Below are 14,809 nucleotides of genomic sequence, written 5' to 3'. Positions count from 1 at the left end.
CGTACGAGGAATCATGATCGGGTGACCATCGACCTGCTGCCCGGCCGGGGCGTGCGCCTGCCGGCGCCGCTGCCCGAACTCGGCTTCGGCCTCACCGAGACGGCGGTGCGCGCACTGCTGGCCCCGCACGGCGGGCTGCTGCCCGACGGGGTGCGGAACACCTTCGTCTGCGGGTGCAGCTGGGCGCTGGCCTTCCAGCTGCCCGGGGTGAGCGTCACCCTGTGCGCGGACGACCGCGACCGCCTCCGCAGTGTGACGGTCGGCCGGAACCCGAGCGACGACCGTCCCGTCTGCCCGGTCGGCTACCGCGGGATCGACCTGCTCGGCTGGCCGGCCCTCGAACTGGTCGAGGCGCTGCGCGCCGAGGGGCTGCCGGTTCCCGACCCCATCCGCGGCACCCTCCACCACCACCCGCTCCACCTCTCCTGCCACCACCCGCCGGGTCGGCCGTCCGCGCCGCGGGGGTCGTCCGCCGCGTGGGGGCCGTCCGCGCCGGGCCGGAAGCCGCGCCACGAAGGGCCGTTCAGCTTCGACGTCGTCTCCCTCTACCAGGCCACCGAGGGCAACGACGACACCGCAGCCGACGACGACACCGGAGCCACCCGATGACCGCGCCCCTCGCGCCGGTCCCGCGGCCCACCGGCACCGCCACCGGTCCGCACGACGCCGCCTTCCTCCCCCGCCTCCGCCTGGTCCCCCGGGCGTCCGAGCGGCCGATCACCGCGCCCGTCCCCAAGCTCGGCGGCGAACCGTGCTGGCTGGCCGGTCCCACCTGGCCGCTCTCCCCCGCCACCGGTGAACCGCTGGTGTTCATCGGCCAGTTCCCCGTCCCGGGCGAGGAACCGCGGCTCGCCTACCTCTTCCTCGCCGCGGACGAGGGCATGATGGCCGGCCCCGACCCGGAGGCGGGCGACGCCCTGCTGCTCGTCCAGCCGGGCGGGCGGATCCCCGCCTTCGCCGTGATCGGCCCGCCCGGCACCCGCGGCCGTACGCTGTGGCGCCGCGAGCCCGACGGCGGCGAGACGCCCGTCGAGTTCCACCTCGATCTGCTGCCGCTGGAGCCCGAGCTCGACCGGTCGATGGACGAACGCGCGGCCTTCCAGCGGCACTTGCGCGGCGAGGGCCCCGAGGTACGGTTCCCGGACGGCGGTCACGTGCACGACCACATCGGCGGCCTCCCCTCGTTCCCGAGCGGCCGGGCCGAGGTCCCCGCCCCGTGGCGGTTCCTCTTCGCGCTCACGGACGCCCCGTACGAGGACGATCCGTACTTCCTCGACTTCGGCAACGGCGACGGATTCGGCTTCCTCAGCCCGGACGGTCTGGAGGGCCGTTTCTCCTGGGACATCCCGTGACCGTCCGTCCCTCGCCAACCCCCTTCTCACTGACGGGAGTCAGCATGACCACCACCCCCCTGACCGTCGCGGTCCTCGGACCGGGCGGCGTCGGCGGACTGATCGGCGCACTGCTCGCCCGCGACGGCCACCGGGTCGTCTGCCTGGCGGGCGAGGAGACCGCCGCGGCCATCGACCGGGACGGACTTCGCGTCCGCAGCGCGCAGTTCGGCGAGTTCACGGCCCGCGTGGAGGCGGCCACCGAGCTGCGCGAGCCGGTCGACGCCGCCTTCGTGACCGTCAAGGAGACGGCGCTGACGGCCGCGCTCGACCGGCTCCCCCCGGACCTGCTCGGCACCGGCATCGTGGTGCCACTGCTCAACGGCCTGGAGCACATGGCGGTGCTGCGCGAGCGCTACCCGGCCGCCCGGGTCGTGGCCGGCACCATCCGGGTCGAGACCACCCGGACCGCTCCCGGACGGATCGAGCACACCAGCCCGTTCACCGCCGTCGAACTCGCCGCGCCCACCGCGACGGCCGCCCCCGTCCAGGAGTTCGCCGAGCGGCTGCGGCACAGCGGCCTGAGCGTGACACTGTGCGAGGACGAGACGGCGATGCTCTGGAGCAAGTTCTCCTTCCTCGCCCCGCTGGCCCTGCTCACCACCCGCCACGCCGCCGACGTGGGCACTGTCCGCACCGCCCACCGGCCCGAACTCCTGGCCGCCCTGGCCGAGGTCGTCGCCCTCACCCGGGTGGTCGGCGCACCCGGGGACGCCCAGACGCTGCTCGCGCTGGTCGACCGAGTCCCGGGGACGATGAAGTCCTCGATGCAGCGCGACGCGGAGGCCGGACGCATGACCGAGCTCGACGCCATCGGCGGCGCGATCCTGCGGGCGGCCGACGCCCACGGGGTGGCCGTCCCGACCTTCACCCGCCTGGTCGCCGAACTCTCCGGGACCGCCACACGATGACGGGACCGGCCGGCGCCCGGCAGGCCTGCGCCGGCCTCAACGGAGCGGAGGCCTCCGGTCCGCCCGGCCGAACCCCCGAAAACGACTGACTGAGCATCACATTCAGGACGAGGAAAAGGATTTGCCAGCCGTTCACCCGCCTCGCCGGAACCGCCGTACGGCACCGCGGCGTTCAGCAGGGCGGGAGGGATACTGACATGACAAGGAAGCCGTACCGCTTGGCCGCCACCGTACTCGCGGTGCTCCTCGCGGCCCCGTTCTTCACCTCGTGCAAGGAAGCCGACCAAGCCATCGACTGCGGGAAACGCGCGATCAGCATCGCCGGAGACGTCCAGGACCTCTCGGACGCGGCGGGCAACGTCGGCCAGATCGTCGACGACCAGCGCCGCCAGCAAACCGTCAACGCGTTGAAGAAGCTCGTCGACGACGCCAAGAAGGTCCGGCAGGACGGCGGGGGCAAGCTCGACAAGGCGGCCGACAAGCTCGTCAAGGCCGTCGACAACGCCATCGACCAGGTCAACAACGACAAGCAGCCCGACCTCGGGGCGATCGCCGGCGCCGCCGGCGAGGTGACCAAGGCCTGCGCCGGGGCCTGACCGGACCCACGGACCGACCCGCACCACCGGGAACCACCGCTCCCGGCCCGCACCGACCGGGCCGGGAACACCCCACCACCGGCCGCCACCGCGCCCGGCAACGCCGCCATGCCCGACAACCCGGCCCGCCCCGGTCGCCGACTTCGCGGCCTGGGGTAGATGCGCAGGCGTCGGCCCCGAGGTCCCCGGCGCCACCGACCCGTACGGCGTCGCTGAATCCGTCGCGTACCACCAGTTCGCGGCACATCTCCTCGAAGCGGGTCGGTGTGGCGGCCTCGAACGCCTCCAGGGTGTGATCGAGGGAGCGCCGTGTGTAGGACGCGACGGGTTCCGCGGGCGTCGCCTGACGCACCGGTCGGTGGGTCCACTGCTCAATACGGCCGGTGACGGACGCCGCTGCCCTGGTGCGGGCAAGCGTGAACCGCATGGCGATGCCGGCGCGGACCATGAGGAATCGGCGCAGCGGTGGGCCGACCAGGGTCTTCACCGGGCCCTCGGTGCACAGCACCGCGTCGGTCCGCTCGAACAGAGCGTCACGCCGCCCGGTCAGGCAGTTGTAGAAGACCCCCCGGAAGCGTGACAGTTCCGCGAACGGCTCGCACTGCACGCCCTCTTCCACCACACTCACCACAACGGCCTTCGCGACAAGTCCATTACCTCTTGGTCGAGTTCAGGATCACGCGAAGGCCGTTCCGCTGTCCCAGGAACACTCGGAACAGTGATCGCTGTGCCCACGTGTTCGAAGCCGGACGTTAAGCCTGGCGGTACCTCATGCGATCAACGTCCCGCCGCCCGTCGTGACCGCTCGATTCGAGCGAGGGAACCGATGCCAACGACGGTGAGAGCAACGACCCCGAGTTGCTCGACCGTGTCTTCCCAGAGCAGGTTGATCATCCACTGAACTATGCCGTGCGTTTCATTCACAGGGTGATCGTATGCAGAGCCTGAGTGCGTTTTTGCTGGTGAGAGCGAGATCGTGGCAACGATCTGGTGTCAGCTGAACGCGGTGGCCGTCCCACCGCCCCAGGAGTGCCGGATCGGTGATCACCAGGCTCGCCTGTTCGAAGCCAGGCGTTAAATCACCAGCTGTGCCCGAATCCCGTTGCGCCCAGCGATCAATGGTCGACGTTCCGTCAGTTCGTGTCGGAGGGAACTGCTACATCAGAGGGCGGAACGGGCCGCGAGGGGCGGCCCGCCGACGGGAGGGGAGACCATCCGATGCCGGTGCCCGAGGGATACCACGTCGTCCACAGCCACATCCGACGCACCCCGCGGCCGAGCGCGAAGAAAATGAGCGGCTGGACGATCGTCGGCGCCTGAGCGCCGGTGTGGCTGTGGAGCCACTTCATCGGCTTCGGCGACACCGGCACCGCAACGCCGAACAATCCGGCGCCGACGGCCACCTCCGCCCCAGTGGCGCCGTGATGGCTCGCGGGCGACGCCGGTGGCTGCGCCGGCCCCGGGGAGCCACCGAGCACATGGCGGCCGGTGTCGCCGCCCCGGCGGTGGCCACCCTGCTCGCTCAGGCCGCGACCGCCGGCCCCCGGGTCGCCGCCCGGCACTGGCCCGCCCTCGCTGCTCTCGCCGCCACAACCCTCGTCGGCGCGGCGCTGTGGTGGGTGCGGCGCCGAAACGCCGATCGCGCCCGCGCGGCGCGACTGGCCGGTCTGCGGCTGACCCTGAACGGCATCGACGCGCTGGACGACCAGGAGTTCGAGTTCGCGTTGCGGGACCTCCTGGTCCGCGACGGCTGGACGGCGCGGCAGGTCGGCCGGCAGGGCGACCAGGCCGCCGACGTGATCGGCCAGCATCCGGCGCTGGGCCGGATCGTGTTGCAGGCGAAGCACACCACAGTCGGCGAAAGGTCGGCTCCCCGGTGATGTACCGGGTCAAGGGGCACCGCCGGCCCCGTCCACGGTGCCGACAGCGCCGTCCGCCGCCGGCACCAGCGGAACGGTCCTCTACAGCGCCGTCGGCGGCCGCCCGCGGCCCAGCCGACGAGCCGCCTGTTTCCTCGACGGAGATCAGGCATGGTCCATAGACCAACTCCAGTGAAACACCGCAGGGCACGGTCCGATCCGGCAGTCTGCGCCAGCCGTCACTGGACGGGACGGGCGGCACGGATGCCGCGTGGAGACGCCCCGAGTTCACGACGGCAAGTCTTGTTGAACGCCTGCAGGTCGGGAATGCCGACCGAAGCGGCGACGGCCGTGATGGAGAGCGTGGTGGCGTGCAGGAAATGCCGCGCCCGCTCCATCCGCCGGGTCCGGATGTAGCCGACCACCGTCTCCCCCGTGGCAGCCCGGAACAGCCGTGTCAAGTGGTTGTGGGAGACACCCACGGTCTTCGCGATCTCCGGCACCGTCAGGGGCTCCGTCAGCCGCGCCTCGACCAAGGCCACTGCGGCTGCCACCGCGGGATGGACGGCCCGCGCGCTCCGCTCCCGTGGCGGGGTGAGCCGGGCGATCCGCCACAGGGCACCCCACACCTCGGCGACCGCCCGCGATGGCGTGTGCGGCCAGGCGGCCAACGCCTGCTGCAACTGCACGGTGAGGAAACCCAGTTCTGGACCAGCCTGCTGAACCACCGGGATGCTCGTGGCCGCTCCCCCGGTGCCCAGGCGGAAGTGGGCGTAGAGGTGTTCGGACCGGCCCCGGTAGCGGTAGCGGACTTCGGTCCCGGGCGGTACGAGGCCGACCCGGCCGGGGCGGATCGAGTGCTCGGTACCGTCGACAGTCAAGTCGGCGTCGTAGCTGTACAGATGGAGCTGCCACAGGTCCGGCAGCGAGAACACGTCCACGTGGCCGGCCGGCCCGTGCACGCCGATGCCGACGGCGGCGAGTTGCGGAGGCTCGTCGAGACGGGCGATGGCCGTGTGCATGGTCACGTGTTCTACCACGGCGTCCGCAGTCCGATCCAGGGCCGCGAGCCCCGATTCACCCGCACCGGGCGGGCGGCAGGGTGAGAATCGACCACTACTGGGTGAACGCGGCCCACGCGGGAGGGTTGCGGGCGGGCCTAGCGTTGCCGTCATGGAGAACAGGCAGGAGTTGCTCAGCTCAGTACAGATGGCGCGCTTCGTCGCGCGCGGATCGCTTCGGCTGGACGCAGTGGTCCCGGCCGAGCTGAACGCCGAGGGTCTGGGGGTGCTGGCTGACGACGTGCCGCCGGTGCCGTACGGAACGCCCCTGTCCGCGGCCTATCCCGAAGGCTCGTTCGTCCGCAGGCTGCTCGAACTGCCGCAGGTCGCAGGGGCACTGCGCAGCATGGTGGGCCCCGAGCCCTGGGTGGACCACCACTTCGTGCACACTCGCGAACCTCACGGCGGCGACGCCCAGGCGTTGCACGGGGATGCCATCATCGATGTCCGTCCGGACGCCTTCGACGTGCAGCTGATGTACTACCCGCAGGCGGTGACGCTGGAGATGGGCGGCACCCTCAGCGTGCCGGGCAGCCATCTGCGCCGGACCAACGAGTCGGACACCGGCCGCTACCAGAACCTGCTCGGACAGGACCGGCTGGTCTGCCCGGCCGGGACGGTGGTGTTTCTGCACCACGGCCTCTGGCACGGGGGCCGGCGCAACGACAGCGACACGCTGCGCTACATGTTCAAGATCCGCTTCAATCCGACGGTGCGTCAACAACGGCTGTGGGACACGTCGGATCTCCACGACCCACAGGTGAATACCGAGTTGGACGCGATGTTCCCGTGGTACGAGGGGGCGACCGGTCGCCTGGAGCGGTACAACCGCATCCTGCTGTGGCGGGCGCTGACCGGCGACGACAGCTACGACCTCGACCACTGGGTGACCAGGGTCTCCAACCGTCCCGGGGGGAAGACGCCATGACGACCGACTCGGCCCGGCAGCAGATACTGGTGCTCTACCTCTCCAGCTCCGCGCTGGACTCCCACGTCGTAGGCTGGGCGAGGTACGACGGCACCGGCCGCACCTCGCCCACCACCGGCGACAGCGACGAGCCGCCGTACGAGACGGGGGTGGCGGCGCTCCGGGACGGCTGGCGGCTGTTCCAGGCCGCGCAGCTGATCCCGCCGTACCCGGGACACGAGTACGACGTCTCCTTCCTCAAGCACGAGTTCTTCTTCGAACGGATCGTCGACACGTCGGCGCCATGACGTGCCCGAGGGACCACCGGCCCGCCCGGCCGGCCTCCGGACCGCGCAGGTCAGTGAGCCTTTCAGCCGCGCAGCTCCAGGGTCGCCGCCGACGTCGTCGTGTCGCGTCGCACGGCTTCGACCTCGGTCGCGAGTCCCCCGGACGCGGCGCTGTGGGTCTCAGCACTCCTGACTCCGCGGGGAATCGGCGTCGACGTGCTACAGCCGACCGCCGGCACCCGCACCGCTGCCGGTCCGGGGCCCGGCCATCCCCGCCACCCTTCCAAACCCCGCCGGAGACCGACGGGGTGGAGCCAGGACCGGCGGAGGGGGCCGCCGCGCCGGCGCGCCGATCGGGGCGGGCGCCGCCGGCCTGGTGGGCGGTGCCCTCCTCAACGGGCGTTCAGCGATACCGGCAAGAGGTGCGGCGCGGATGAACTGGCCCGCGATCGGACATGGGATGTATACAGGCCGCCGTGGAGTGGACGCACTGCTCAAATCCTGCGACAGGTAGTGCCTGTTGAGCGGCTTTGCAAGTCCTGGCCTGCTATCGCGACTCCTGCGTCCATTCCTGGCCATGGGATGTTCAGCGCGAGGGCGAACGTGTTATCTCTAGGAGTGCACTCCGTCGGCGGGGGGGCGGAAACCAACCCGCCGACGAAGGGAGCCCGAACCGGCGAACGCGTCGGCAAGGGCAGTTTGTGAGCGCTAACGGACCCGAACGGGTCCGTGGGCCGGACGGCTCCGGCCGTGCCTCGGGCGGATGAGGACGCTTCCGCGCCGGGCACGGCTCGGTGACCACTGCGGTGACCGCATCGCCCCCGTCTCCCCTGGCAGTCGTGCTGCCGTGGGTTCGGCGTGGCGCCCGCCGGGCACTGGACCAGGACCATCCCCTGAACGAGGACGAAATGACTGAGGCGAACCTCGTCGTGCTGTCGGCCGGTGACACGGCCCTCGCGCTCGACGCCACCGGACCCGAGATGCCCCGGGTGCTGCACTGGGGCGTCGATCCCGGCTTCCGCGCCGGCGATGCCGCACAGGTGCTCGATGCCATGGGCCGGACCTCGCGCCACCAGGCCGGGAGTCTGATGCCCTCCCAGGGGCAGGGCTGGGGCTGGTTCGGACGTCCGGCCCTGTCCGGGCACCGCGACGGCCGGGTGCGCCCCCTGCGCTTCGAGCTCGCCGAACCGGTCGCCGTGCGTGCCCAGGACGGCCGGGGCGGCACCGTACACGTGCGGGCCCTGGACGCCGGCGCGGGGCTCGCGCTGGACACCGAGTTGCAGATGACGGAGCAGGGCGTGGTGCGGCTGCGCCACACCCTGACCAACACGGTCACGGACACCTACACCCTGGACGGGCTGGCCTGCGTGCTGCCGGTGCCCGCCCAGGCCGCGGAGCTGATGGACTTCGCGGGCCGCTGGGCCCGGGAGCGCTCCCCGCAGCGCGCTCCGCTGCGGCAGGGCGTGTGGTCGAGGGAGAGCCGGCGTGGCCGCACCGGCTTCGACGCCGGGCTGCTGCTCGCCGGTACCGAGAACTTCGGCTTCCGGCACGGCGAGGTCTGGGGCGTGCATCCCGCCTGGAGCGGCAACCACGTCCAGTACGCGGAGCGGCTGGCCGACGGGACGACGGTCCTCGGCGGCGGCGAACTGCTGGACGCGGGTGAGATCCGGCTGGCGGCGGGCGAGTCGTACCAAACCCCGTGGGTGTACTTCGCGACCTCCGGCGCGGGTCTGGACGGGATCAGCCGAGGATTCCACGACATGCTCCGGAGCCGGCCCCGGCACCCGAACTCCGCCCGGCCGGTCACCTTGAACATCTGGGAGGCCGTCTACTTCGACCACGACCCGGAGCGGGTGCGCGCCCTCGCGAACACCGCGGCGGCGGTCGGGGTGGAGCGGTTCGTCGTGGACGACGGCTGGTTCCGGCACCGCCGCCACGACCGGGCCGGCCTCGGCGACTGGTACGTCGACGAGAAGGTGTGGCCCGACGGGCTCCGCCCGCTCGCCGACCACGTGCGCGGGCTCGGCATGCAGTTCGGCCTCTGGGTCGAGCCCGAGATGGTCAACCCCGACTCCGACCTGGCCCGCGCCCACCCCGACTGGTTCCTGGCCGACCCCGAACGCCTCCCGTTCGAGCAGCGCAGCCAGCACGTCCTGGACGTCGCGCACCCCGGCGCCCACGCCTACCTGCTGGAGCGGTTCAGCACCCTCGTCGGGGAGGTGGGGATCGACTACCTCAAGTGGGACCACAACCGCGACCTCGCCGACGCCGTCCACGACGGCCGACCCGGCGTCCACGCGCAGACCACGGCGGTCTACCGGCTCCTGGACGAATTGCGCGGCCGCCACCCCGGGCTGGAGATCGAGTCCTGCTCCTCCGGCGGAGCCCGCGCCGACCTCGGCATCCTCGAACGCACCGACCGGATCTGGGGATCGGACAACATCGACCCGATCGAACGCCAGGCCATCCAGCGCTGGACCGGCCTGCTCCTGCCCCACGAGCTGATCGGCTCCCACATCGGCTCCGCCCCCGCCCACATCAGCCACCGCGACACCACACTCGCCTTCCGCTGCGCCACCGCCCTGTTCGGTCACGCCGGCATCGAATCCGACCTCTCGACCTGGTCGCAGGACGACCTGGCCGCGCTGACCGCGTGGGTCACTGCCTACAAGCAGCTGCGGCCGCTGCTCCACGGCGGCGACGTCGTCCGTACCGACCACCCCGACCCGGCCGCCTGGGTCCACGGCGTCGTCTCGCGCGACCGGACCCACGCCGTCTTCGCCTACGTCCAGCTGGAGACCTCCGTCACCGAGAACGGCGCACCCGTACGCCTCCCGGGCCTGGCCCCCGAGACCCACTACACCGTGCGGGTGCGCCCCGAACTCTCCTCCCCCGATCACACCTGGCCCGCCTGGGCACGACGGGCGTCCGCGATCACCCTGACCGGCCGGTACCTCGCCCAAGTCGGCCTCGCGGCCCCGGCCCTGACCAACCACCCCGGCCACGCGCTGGTCGTCGAGGCGCAGGCGCAGGCGCAGCCGTCGGCCTCGTAGGAGTGATCCCCCGCCCCGGCCGCAGGAGCAGGACCCCTGCAGCCGGGGCGGAGCTGTGCCGCGGTCCGGCGCGCTCTGGTTCGACGGGAAGCTGTCCGGGCCGCCGCGCGGGCGCCCCGGCCGCTGCCCGGCCGTCCCCGCCGTGGTTGGACCTCGTGCGTCTCCTCGCGCAATCCTGTTGCCCGGCAAGCGCCTTGACGCACTGCTACCGGTTCCCTAGGTTGGGCGAGGAATCGAAGCGCTTCGATCGACGACTCGTCCGACCGGCAACCACCGCACCGACCCGCTCACGAAGCGCCGGGGCGAGGCGCGCCGGCGGTGGAGGAAGCACTGAAACACCAGCCGTCCCGGCGGACCCGCTCGCCCCCGACCGGCCCCGGGCCGGCGTCCCTCGGCCGGTCGGCCCCCTATCCGCCGAACTCCTCGGGAGCACACCCGCCATGACCACGGTCCCGTCCGACAACCGCCCTGCCCGACGCCCGTTCCCGAGTGGCTTCGCCTGGGGCGCAGCCACCGCCGCCTATCAGATCGAGGGGGCGACTACCGAGGGCGGCCGCACCCCCTCGATCTGGGACACCTTCAGCCACACCCCCGGCAGGACCGAGAACGGCGACACCGGCGACACCGCCGTCGACCACTACCACCGCTTCCGCGAAGACGTCCGCCTGATGGCCGACCTCGGCCTGACCGCCTACCGCTTCTCCATCGCCTGGCCCCGCATCCAACCCACCGGGCGCGGCCCGCTCTCCCAGCCCGGCCTCGACTTCTACCGCGCCCTCACCGACGAACTGCTGGAGCACGGCATCACCCCCGCCGCCACCCTCTACCACTGGGACCTCCCCCAGGAGCTCGAGGACGCCGGCGGCTGGCCGGCCCGCGACACCGCCTACCGCTTCGCCGAGTACGCCGCCCTGACCGCCGAGGCCCTCGGTGACCGCGTGCCCACCTGGATCACCCTCAACGAGCCCTGGTGCAGCGCCTTCATGGGGTACGCCGCCGGCGCCCATGCCCCCGGCCGTACCGACGCCGCCGACGCACTGCGCGCAGCCCACCACCTCAACCTCGGCCACGGCCTGGCCGTCGGCGCCCTGCGCGCCGCGCTGCCCGCTTCCGCCCGACTCTCCGTCTCGCTGAACCTGCACGCGGTGCGACCGCGCAGCGACCGCCCGGAGGACCGGGAGGCAGCCCGCCGGATCGACGCCGTCGGCAACCGGATCTTCACCAGCCCGATGCTCAAGGGCCGCTACGACGACGACCTCCTCAAGGACACCGCCCACCTGGTCGACTGGGACACCCTGGTCCACGACGGCGACCTCGCCGAGACCTCCCGCCCCATCGACCTGCTCGGCCTCAACTACTACGCCCCGACCGTCGTCTCCTCCCCGGCGAACGGCGAACGGCTCCCCCGCGAGGACGGGCACGGCACCGGCTCGCACTCGGTGTGGCCGGGCGCCGAGGACGTCGCCTTCCACCGCGCCAACGAGGACGTGACCGCGATGGGCTGGCCGATCGACCCCACCGGCCTCTCCGACACCCTCACCGCCTTGCACCACGAGTTCGGCCTGCCCCTGCTCGTCACCGAGAACGGCGCCGCCTTCGACGACACCGTCTCGCCCGACGGCACCGTCCACGACCCCGAGCGGACCGCCTACGTCCGCGACCATCTCGAAGCCGTCGCCGACGCGATCGCCGCCGGCGCGGACGTCCGGGGCTACTACCTGTGGTCGCTGATGGACAACTTCGAGTGGGGGTACGGCTACAGCAAGCGCTTCGGCATCGTCCACATCGACTACGCCACCCAGAAGCGCACCCCGAAGTCCAGCGCCCACTGGTACTCCGAGGCCATCCGCCGCGGCGGACTGGACTAGACCTTCGGACGGGGAACCGGCGGAGAGCGCGGCGCTCGCCGGCTCCCCGTCGTGGCCGTCCGGCACATCCGACTCGTCGCGAGCCACAGCGAACCGGGTGCGGGAGAACCCGGAGGAAGAGCCTTCGACCGGGCGGCGACCTTTCCGGGCCGGGTGGGCACCCAGGGGTGCATCACCGGGGCGGACCGCACTCGGCTGCGGCCCGCCCCCGTGGCTGTCCACGCATTCCGGAGGCAAGCCCACATGTCGGCTGACGACCGGACCACCGCCCGGCAGCCGGCGCCCCGGAAGCCCACACGCCGCCGCACGGTCGCGGCCGCGAGTCGCCCGCGACCTCGCCGAGCCGCTGGTGTCCGACGGCCTTGGCGATCTGGGTGTCGGCGGGCATCCCGTCGAGGACGTCGCGGTGCTCGCGCAACGGGCCGCGCAGGGGCCGGTCGAGGAACCGGCGCGCCGGGGCAGCGCACCGGTCCCTGCCGGTGACGTCGGCGAGGTCGGCAAGGCCCTCGCACATCCCGCCGAACTCCGCGTAGAGCATGGCTTCGTGGGTCTCGTCGTCCACCCCCGCCGCCACCCGGTCCCACCAGTCGGACAGCCCTCGCACCGCGGTCAGCGCCAGGTCCGACCCGGCGTACCGGTGGGCGTCCAGCAGCGCAGGGGTGCGAGGAGCCGGTGGGGATCGAGGGAGAGCAGGTGTTCCAGGGCGGTGCTCTGGGCGTCCAGGAAGGGACCGGGAAGAAGGCGCACTGCGCCGCGAGGGAGAGCTTGCACGACCGTTCCTTCATTCGTCAGGCCTCAGAAGATGTCAGCCGGGCCGCGACGTCGGCGCCTTCCCGTACGAAGACCGGGATGCGTTCCAGCGGGGCCTCGGCGTCGAGTGTCGTTCCGCCTTCCAGCACGCGGCCGGTGGCCGGGTCGAGCCAGCGGGTGCCGGAGGGCAGGTACACCCGGCGGGAACGGGCGCCCGCCTCGTACACGGGTGCCACCAGCAGGTCGGGGCCGAGCAGGAACTGGTCGTCGACGTCCCAGGCGCGCTCGTCCTCGGGGGCGTCGAAGAACAGCGGTCGCATCGGCGGGGCGCCGGTGCGGTGGGCGTCCTCGGACAGGCGGTGCAGGTACGGGCGCAGGCGCTCGCGCAGCAACAGGTGGTCACTCAGGATGCCGTACGCCTCCTCCCCGTACGACCAGACCTCGTTCTGCCCGCCGGTCATGTCCGCGGAGAACGTGGGGTGGTTGGGCTCGCGGTCACCGTGCAGCCGCATGACCGGGCTGAAGGTGCCGTACTGGAACCACCGGATCAGCAGTTCGCGGTACCCGGGGTCGGTCGGGTCCCCGCCGAAGAACCCGCCGATGTCGGTGGTCCACCAGGGGATGCCGCTCATCGCGACGTTCAGCCCGGCCCTGATCTGACGCCCGAGGGAGTCGAAGGTGGTGGGGATGTCGCCGGACCACAGCAGCGCCCCGTGCCGCTGGCTGCCCGCCCACGCGGAGCGGACCAGCGACAGCGGCCGGTCCTCCCCCGCCGTGCGCAGGCCGTCGGCCACCGCGCGGGTGTGCTCCAACGGGTAGAGGTTCGCGGCCTCGGCGGCCGGCCCGGCCGCGTAGACGGCGCGCTCGGCGATCTGGCGGGGCAGGTCGGGCTCGCAGGCGTCCAGCCAGAAGCACGCCACGCCCAGCGAACGGTAGTTGTCGTTCAGCCGCTGCCACAGCGCGGCGCGCGCTCCCGGGTGGGTGGCGTCGTAGTACGCCATCGGGCGGATCAGCGCGTCCCCGCCGAACCGGGAGGGCCACGGGAAGGTGAGCAGGCCGCCGGCCGTGTCCCGGACGAGGTGCCCGGCCGAGCGCAGTTCGTCGTAGGTGTCGCTGTCGGGTTCGACGGTGGGCCACACCGAGACCGCGAGCTTGACGCCGAGGTCGGCGAGTTCCTTCGTCATGGCGGCGGGGTCGGGCCACTCGCTCTCCTCGAAGCGCCAGTCGCCCATCCGCGGCCAGTGGAAGAAGTCGCAGACGATGACGGACAGCGCCAGCCCACGCTCCTTGTACTCCCGCGCCACGGCCAGGAGTTCGCCCTGGGTGCGGTAGCGCAGCTTCGACTGCCAGAACCCGGACGCCCACTCGGGCAGCAGGGGCGGGCGGCCGGTGGCCCGGGTGTAGGAGTCCAGGATCCGGGCCGGGGTGTCGCCGGCGGTGATCCAGTAGTCGATCCGCCCGCCGCCGTCGGCGGTCCACCGGGTGGTGTCGGCGCCTAGCTCGACGCGGCCGGTGGCGGGGTTGTTCCACAGCAGTCCGTAGCCGCGCGAGGAGTGCAGGAAGGGGACGGTCACCACGGTGTTGGCCTGGACGAGGTCGATCACACAGCCCTTCTGGTCCAGGCGCCCGTGCAGATGCTGCCCCAGGCCGTGCAGCCGCTCACCGTCGTACGCCTCGAAGGACTGTTCCGTCCGGCCCCCCGCCGCGTGGACGCGGGAGCCGGCGTGCTGCGCGTACGGGCTGCGCTCGGCGAGGAGTTCGCGGCCCGAAGCCGCGTGAAGGAACCGCAGCCGGCCGTCCGCCGCGGCCTCGACCACGAGGCGGCCGTTGACCAGGCGGGCACTGCCGTCGTCCGAGACGGACACCTCCGCGTGCGGCGCGGGCCCCGGGTCCTCCAGCGCACCGGGAGCGGCGGGGTCGATCGTCCCGGACGAGGCCCGCACCCGGACGGCGTCCGGCCCCCAAGGCTCGATGCGGAGGATCTCTGCGGCGGTACGCCGTTCCAGAGCGCCTGTTCGGACGGTGTAGGACAAGGCTGGCTCCTCTGTTCATGGGGTCGGTCGGGTGGTGTCACTGTCGTTTTCCGGGACCCCTCCGTCACGCGAGCCGGGCCCGCCACCCCCCGC

At 72.4% G+C, this 14,809-nt stretch carries 14 protein-coding genes and 1 pseudogene; 9 read left to right on the top strand and 6 right to left on the bottom strand.

The window, feature by feature from the left end; all coding sequences use genetic code 11:
* Positions 1-21 precede the first annotated feature (21 nt).
* The 4 genes from IE332_RS25535 to IE332_RS25520 all read left to right on the top strand — a co-directional run bounded on the left by IE332_RS25535 (position 22) and on the right by IE332_RS25520 (position 2,898).
* On the top strand, positions 22-609 hold the full coding sequence (locus IE332_RS25535; protein WP_189920625.1) for a hypothetical protein: 588 nt from the start codon (positions 22-24) through the stop codon (positions 607-609).
* On the top strand, positions 606-1,352 hold the full coding sequence (locus tag IE332_RS25530; protein ID WP_189920623.1) for a hypothetical protein: 747 nt from the start codon (positions 606-608) through the stop codon (positions 1,350-1,352). The genes IE332_RS25535 and IE332_RS25530 overlap by 4 nt, the downstream gene beginning before the upstream one ends.
* Positions 1,353-1,396: 44 nt before the next feature.
* On the top strand, positions 1,397-2,302 hold the full coding sequence (locus IE332_RS25525; RefSeq protein WP_189920620.1) for a ketopantoate reductase family protein: 906 nt from the start codon (positions 1,397-1,399) through the stop codon (positions 2,300-2,302).
* Positions 2,303-2,499: 197 nt separating this feature from the next.
* The gene (locus tag IE332_RS25520) at positions 2,500-2,898 is read left to right on the top strand and encodes a hypothetical protein (RefSeq protein WP_189920618.1); all 399 of its coding nucleotides are present in this window, start codon (positions 2,500-2,502) and stop codon (positions 2,896-2,898) included.
* Here IE332_RS25520 and IE332_RS42450 read toward each other — a convergent pair.
* Positions 2,819-3,325, bottom strand: coding sequence for a restriction endonuclease (locus IE332_RS42450; protein WP_373313837.1), 507 nt, complete (start codon positions 3,323-3,325; stop codon positions 2,819-2,821). The two genes, IE332_RS25520 and IE332_RS42450, sit on opposite strands and share 80 nt — an antisense overlap.
* 45 nt (positions 3,326-3,370) lie before the next feature.
* A pseudogene (locus IE332_RS41205) lies at positions 3,371-3,517 on the bottom strand (NF041680 family putative transposase); the annotation flags it as partial.
* Between the two features lie 859 nt (positions 3,518-4,376).
* On the opposite strand from IE332_RS41205, the gene IE332_RS25515 reads away from it, so the two are divergent.
* A complete protein-coding gene (locus tag IE332_RS25515) occupies positions 4,377-4,778 on the top strand; it encodes a restriction endonuclease (protein WP_189920616.1) in 402 nt (133 codons plus the stop codon).
* Between the two features lie 218 nt (positions 4,779-4,996).
* Here IE332_RS25515 and IE332_RS25510 read toward each other — a convergent pair whose 3' ends face one another.
* Complete coding sequence (locus IE332_RS25510) at positions 4,997-5,779, bottom strand: helix-turn-helix transcriptional regulator (RefSeq protein ID WP_189920756.1); 783 nt, start codon at positions 5,777-5,779, stop codon at positions 4,997-4,999.
* Positions 5,780-5,930: 151 nt separating this feature from the next.
* On the opposite strand from IE332_RS25510, the gene IE332_RS25505 reads away from it, so the two are divergent.
* From IE332_RS25505 to IE332_RS25490, 4 genes are all read left to right on the top strand, one after another.
* The gene (locus IE332_RS25505) at positions 5,931-6,746 is read left to right on the top strand and encodes a phytanoyl-CoA dioxygenase family protein (RefSeq protein ID WP_189920614.1); all 816 of its coding nucleotides are present in this window, start codon (positions 5,931-5,933) and stop codon (positions 6,744-6,746) included.
* Positions 6,743-7,033, top strand: coding sequence for a hypothetical protein (locus IE332_RS25500; RefSeq protein WP_189920612.1), 291 nt, complete (start codon positions 6,743-6,745; stop codon positions 7,031-7,033). Before IE332_RS25505 ends, IE332_RS25500 begins: the two co-directional genes overlap by 4 nt.
* An 887-nt stretch (positions 7,034-7,920) precedes the next feature.
* A complete protein-coding gene (locus IE332_RS25495; protein ID WP_189920610.1) occupies positions 7,921-10,065 on the top strand; it encodes an alpha-galactosidase in 2,145 nt (714 codons plus the stop codon).
* 440 nt (positions 10,066-10,505) lie between these two features.
* On the top strand, positions 10,506-11,933 hold the full coding sequence (locus tag IE332_RS25490) for a GH1 family beta-glucosidase (RefSeq protein ID WP_189920608.1): 1,428 nt from the start codon (positions 10,506-10,508) through the stop codon (positions 11,931-11,933).
* A 172-nt stretch (positions 11,934-12,105) separates the two neighbouring features.
* On the opposite strand, the gene IE332_RS25485 is transcribed toward IE332_RS25490, so the two are convergent.
* From IE332_RS25485 to IE332_RS25475, 3 genes are read right to left on the bottom strand one after another with little or no spacing between them, the layout of a single operon-like run.
* Entirely contained in the window at positions 12,106-12,537 is a 432-nt protein-coding gene (locus tag IE332_RS25485) for a beta-L-arabinofuranosidase domain-containing protein (RefSeq protein ID WP_229928901.1), read from the bottom strand.
* A 5-nt stretch (positions 12,538-12,542) separates the two neighbouring features.
* Positions 12,543-12,704 carry a hypothetical protein gene (locus IE332_RS25480; RefSeq protein ID WP_189920606.1) on the bottom strand — a complete coding sequence of 54 codons (162 nt, stop codon included), beginning with the start codon at positions 12,702-12,704 and terminating at the stop codon, positions 12,543-12,545.
* 17 nt (positions 12,705-12,721) lie between these two features.
* A complete protein-coding gene (locus IE332_RS25475) occupies positions 12,722-14,716 on the bottom strand; it encodes a glycoside hydrolase family 31 protein (RefSeq protein WP_189920604.1) in 1,995 nt (664 codons plus the stop codon).
* Positions 14,717-14,809: the final 93 nt, after the last annotated feature.

The organism is Kitasatospora xanthocidica (assembly GCF_014656195.1).
GTDB classification, from domain to species: Bacteria; Actinomycetota; Actinomycetes; order Streptomycetales; family Streptomycetaceae; genus Kitasatospora; species Kitasatospora xanthocidica.
Note: the sequence above shows the minus strand (reverse complement) of the source record. Positions and strands in the feature narration are given on the sequence as shown.

Coding starts and splice junctions, on each gene's coding strand:
- IE332_RS25530 (WP_189920623.1), top strand. CDS start 606: ATGACCGCGCCCCTCGCGCCGGTCCCGCGGCCCACCGGCACCGCCACC.
- IE332_RS25525 (WP_189920620.1), top strand. CDS start 1,397: ATGACCACCACCCCCCTGACCGTCGCGGTCCTCGGACCGGGCGGCGTC.
- IE332_RS25520 (WP_189920618.1), top strand. CDS start 2,500: ATGACAAGGAAGCCGTACCGCTTGGCCGCCACCGTACTCGCGGTGCTC.
- IE332_RS42450 (WP_373313837.1), bottom strand. CDS start 3,325: ATGCGGTTCACGCTTGCCCGCACCAGGGCAGCGGCGTCCGTCACCGGC.
- IE332_RS25515 (WP_189920616.1), top strand. CDS start 4,377: ATGGCGGCCGGTGTCGCCGCCCCGGCGGTGGCCACCCTGCTCGCTCAG.
- IE332_RS25510 (WP_189920756.1), bottom strand. CDS start 5,779: ATGCACACGGCCATCGCCCGTCTCGACGAGCCTCCGCAACTCGCCGCC.
- IE332_RS25505 (WP_189920614.1), top strand. CDS start 5,931: ATGGAGAACAGGCAGGAGTTGCTCAGCTCAGTACAGATGGCGCGCTTC.
- IE332_RS25500 (WP_189920612.1), top strand. CDS start 6,743: ATGACGACCGACTCGGCCCGGCAGCAGATACTGGTGCTCTACCTCTCC.
- IE332_RS25495 (WP_189920610.1), top strand. CDS start 7,921: ATGACTGAGGCGAACCTCGTCGTGCTGTCGGCCGGTGACACGGCCCTC.
- IE332_RS25490 (WP_189920608.1), top strand. CDS start 10,506: ATGACCACGGTCCCGTCCGACAACCGCCCTGCCCGACGCCCGTTCCCG.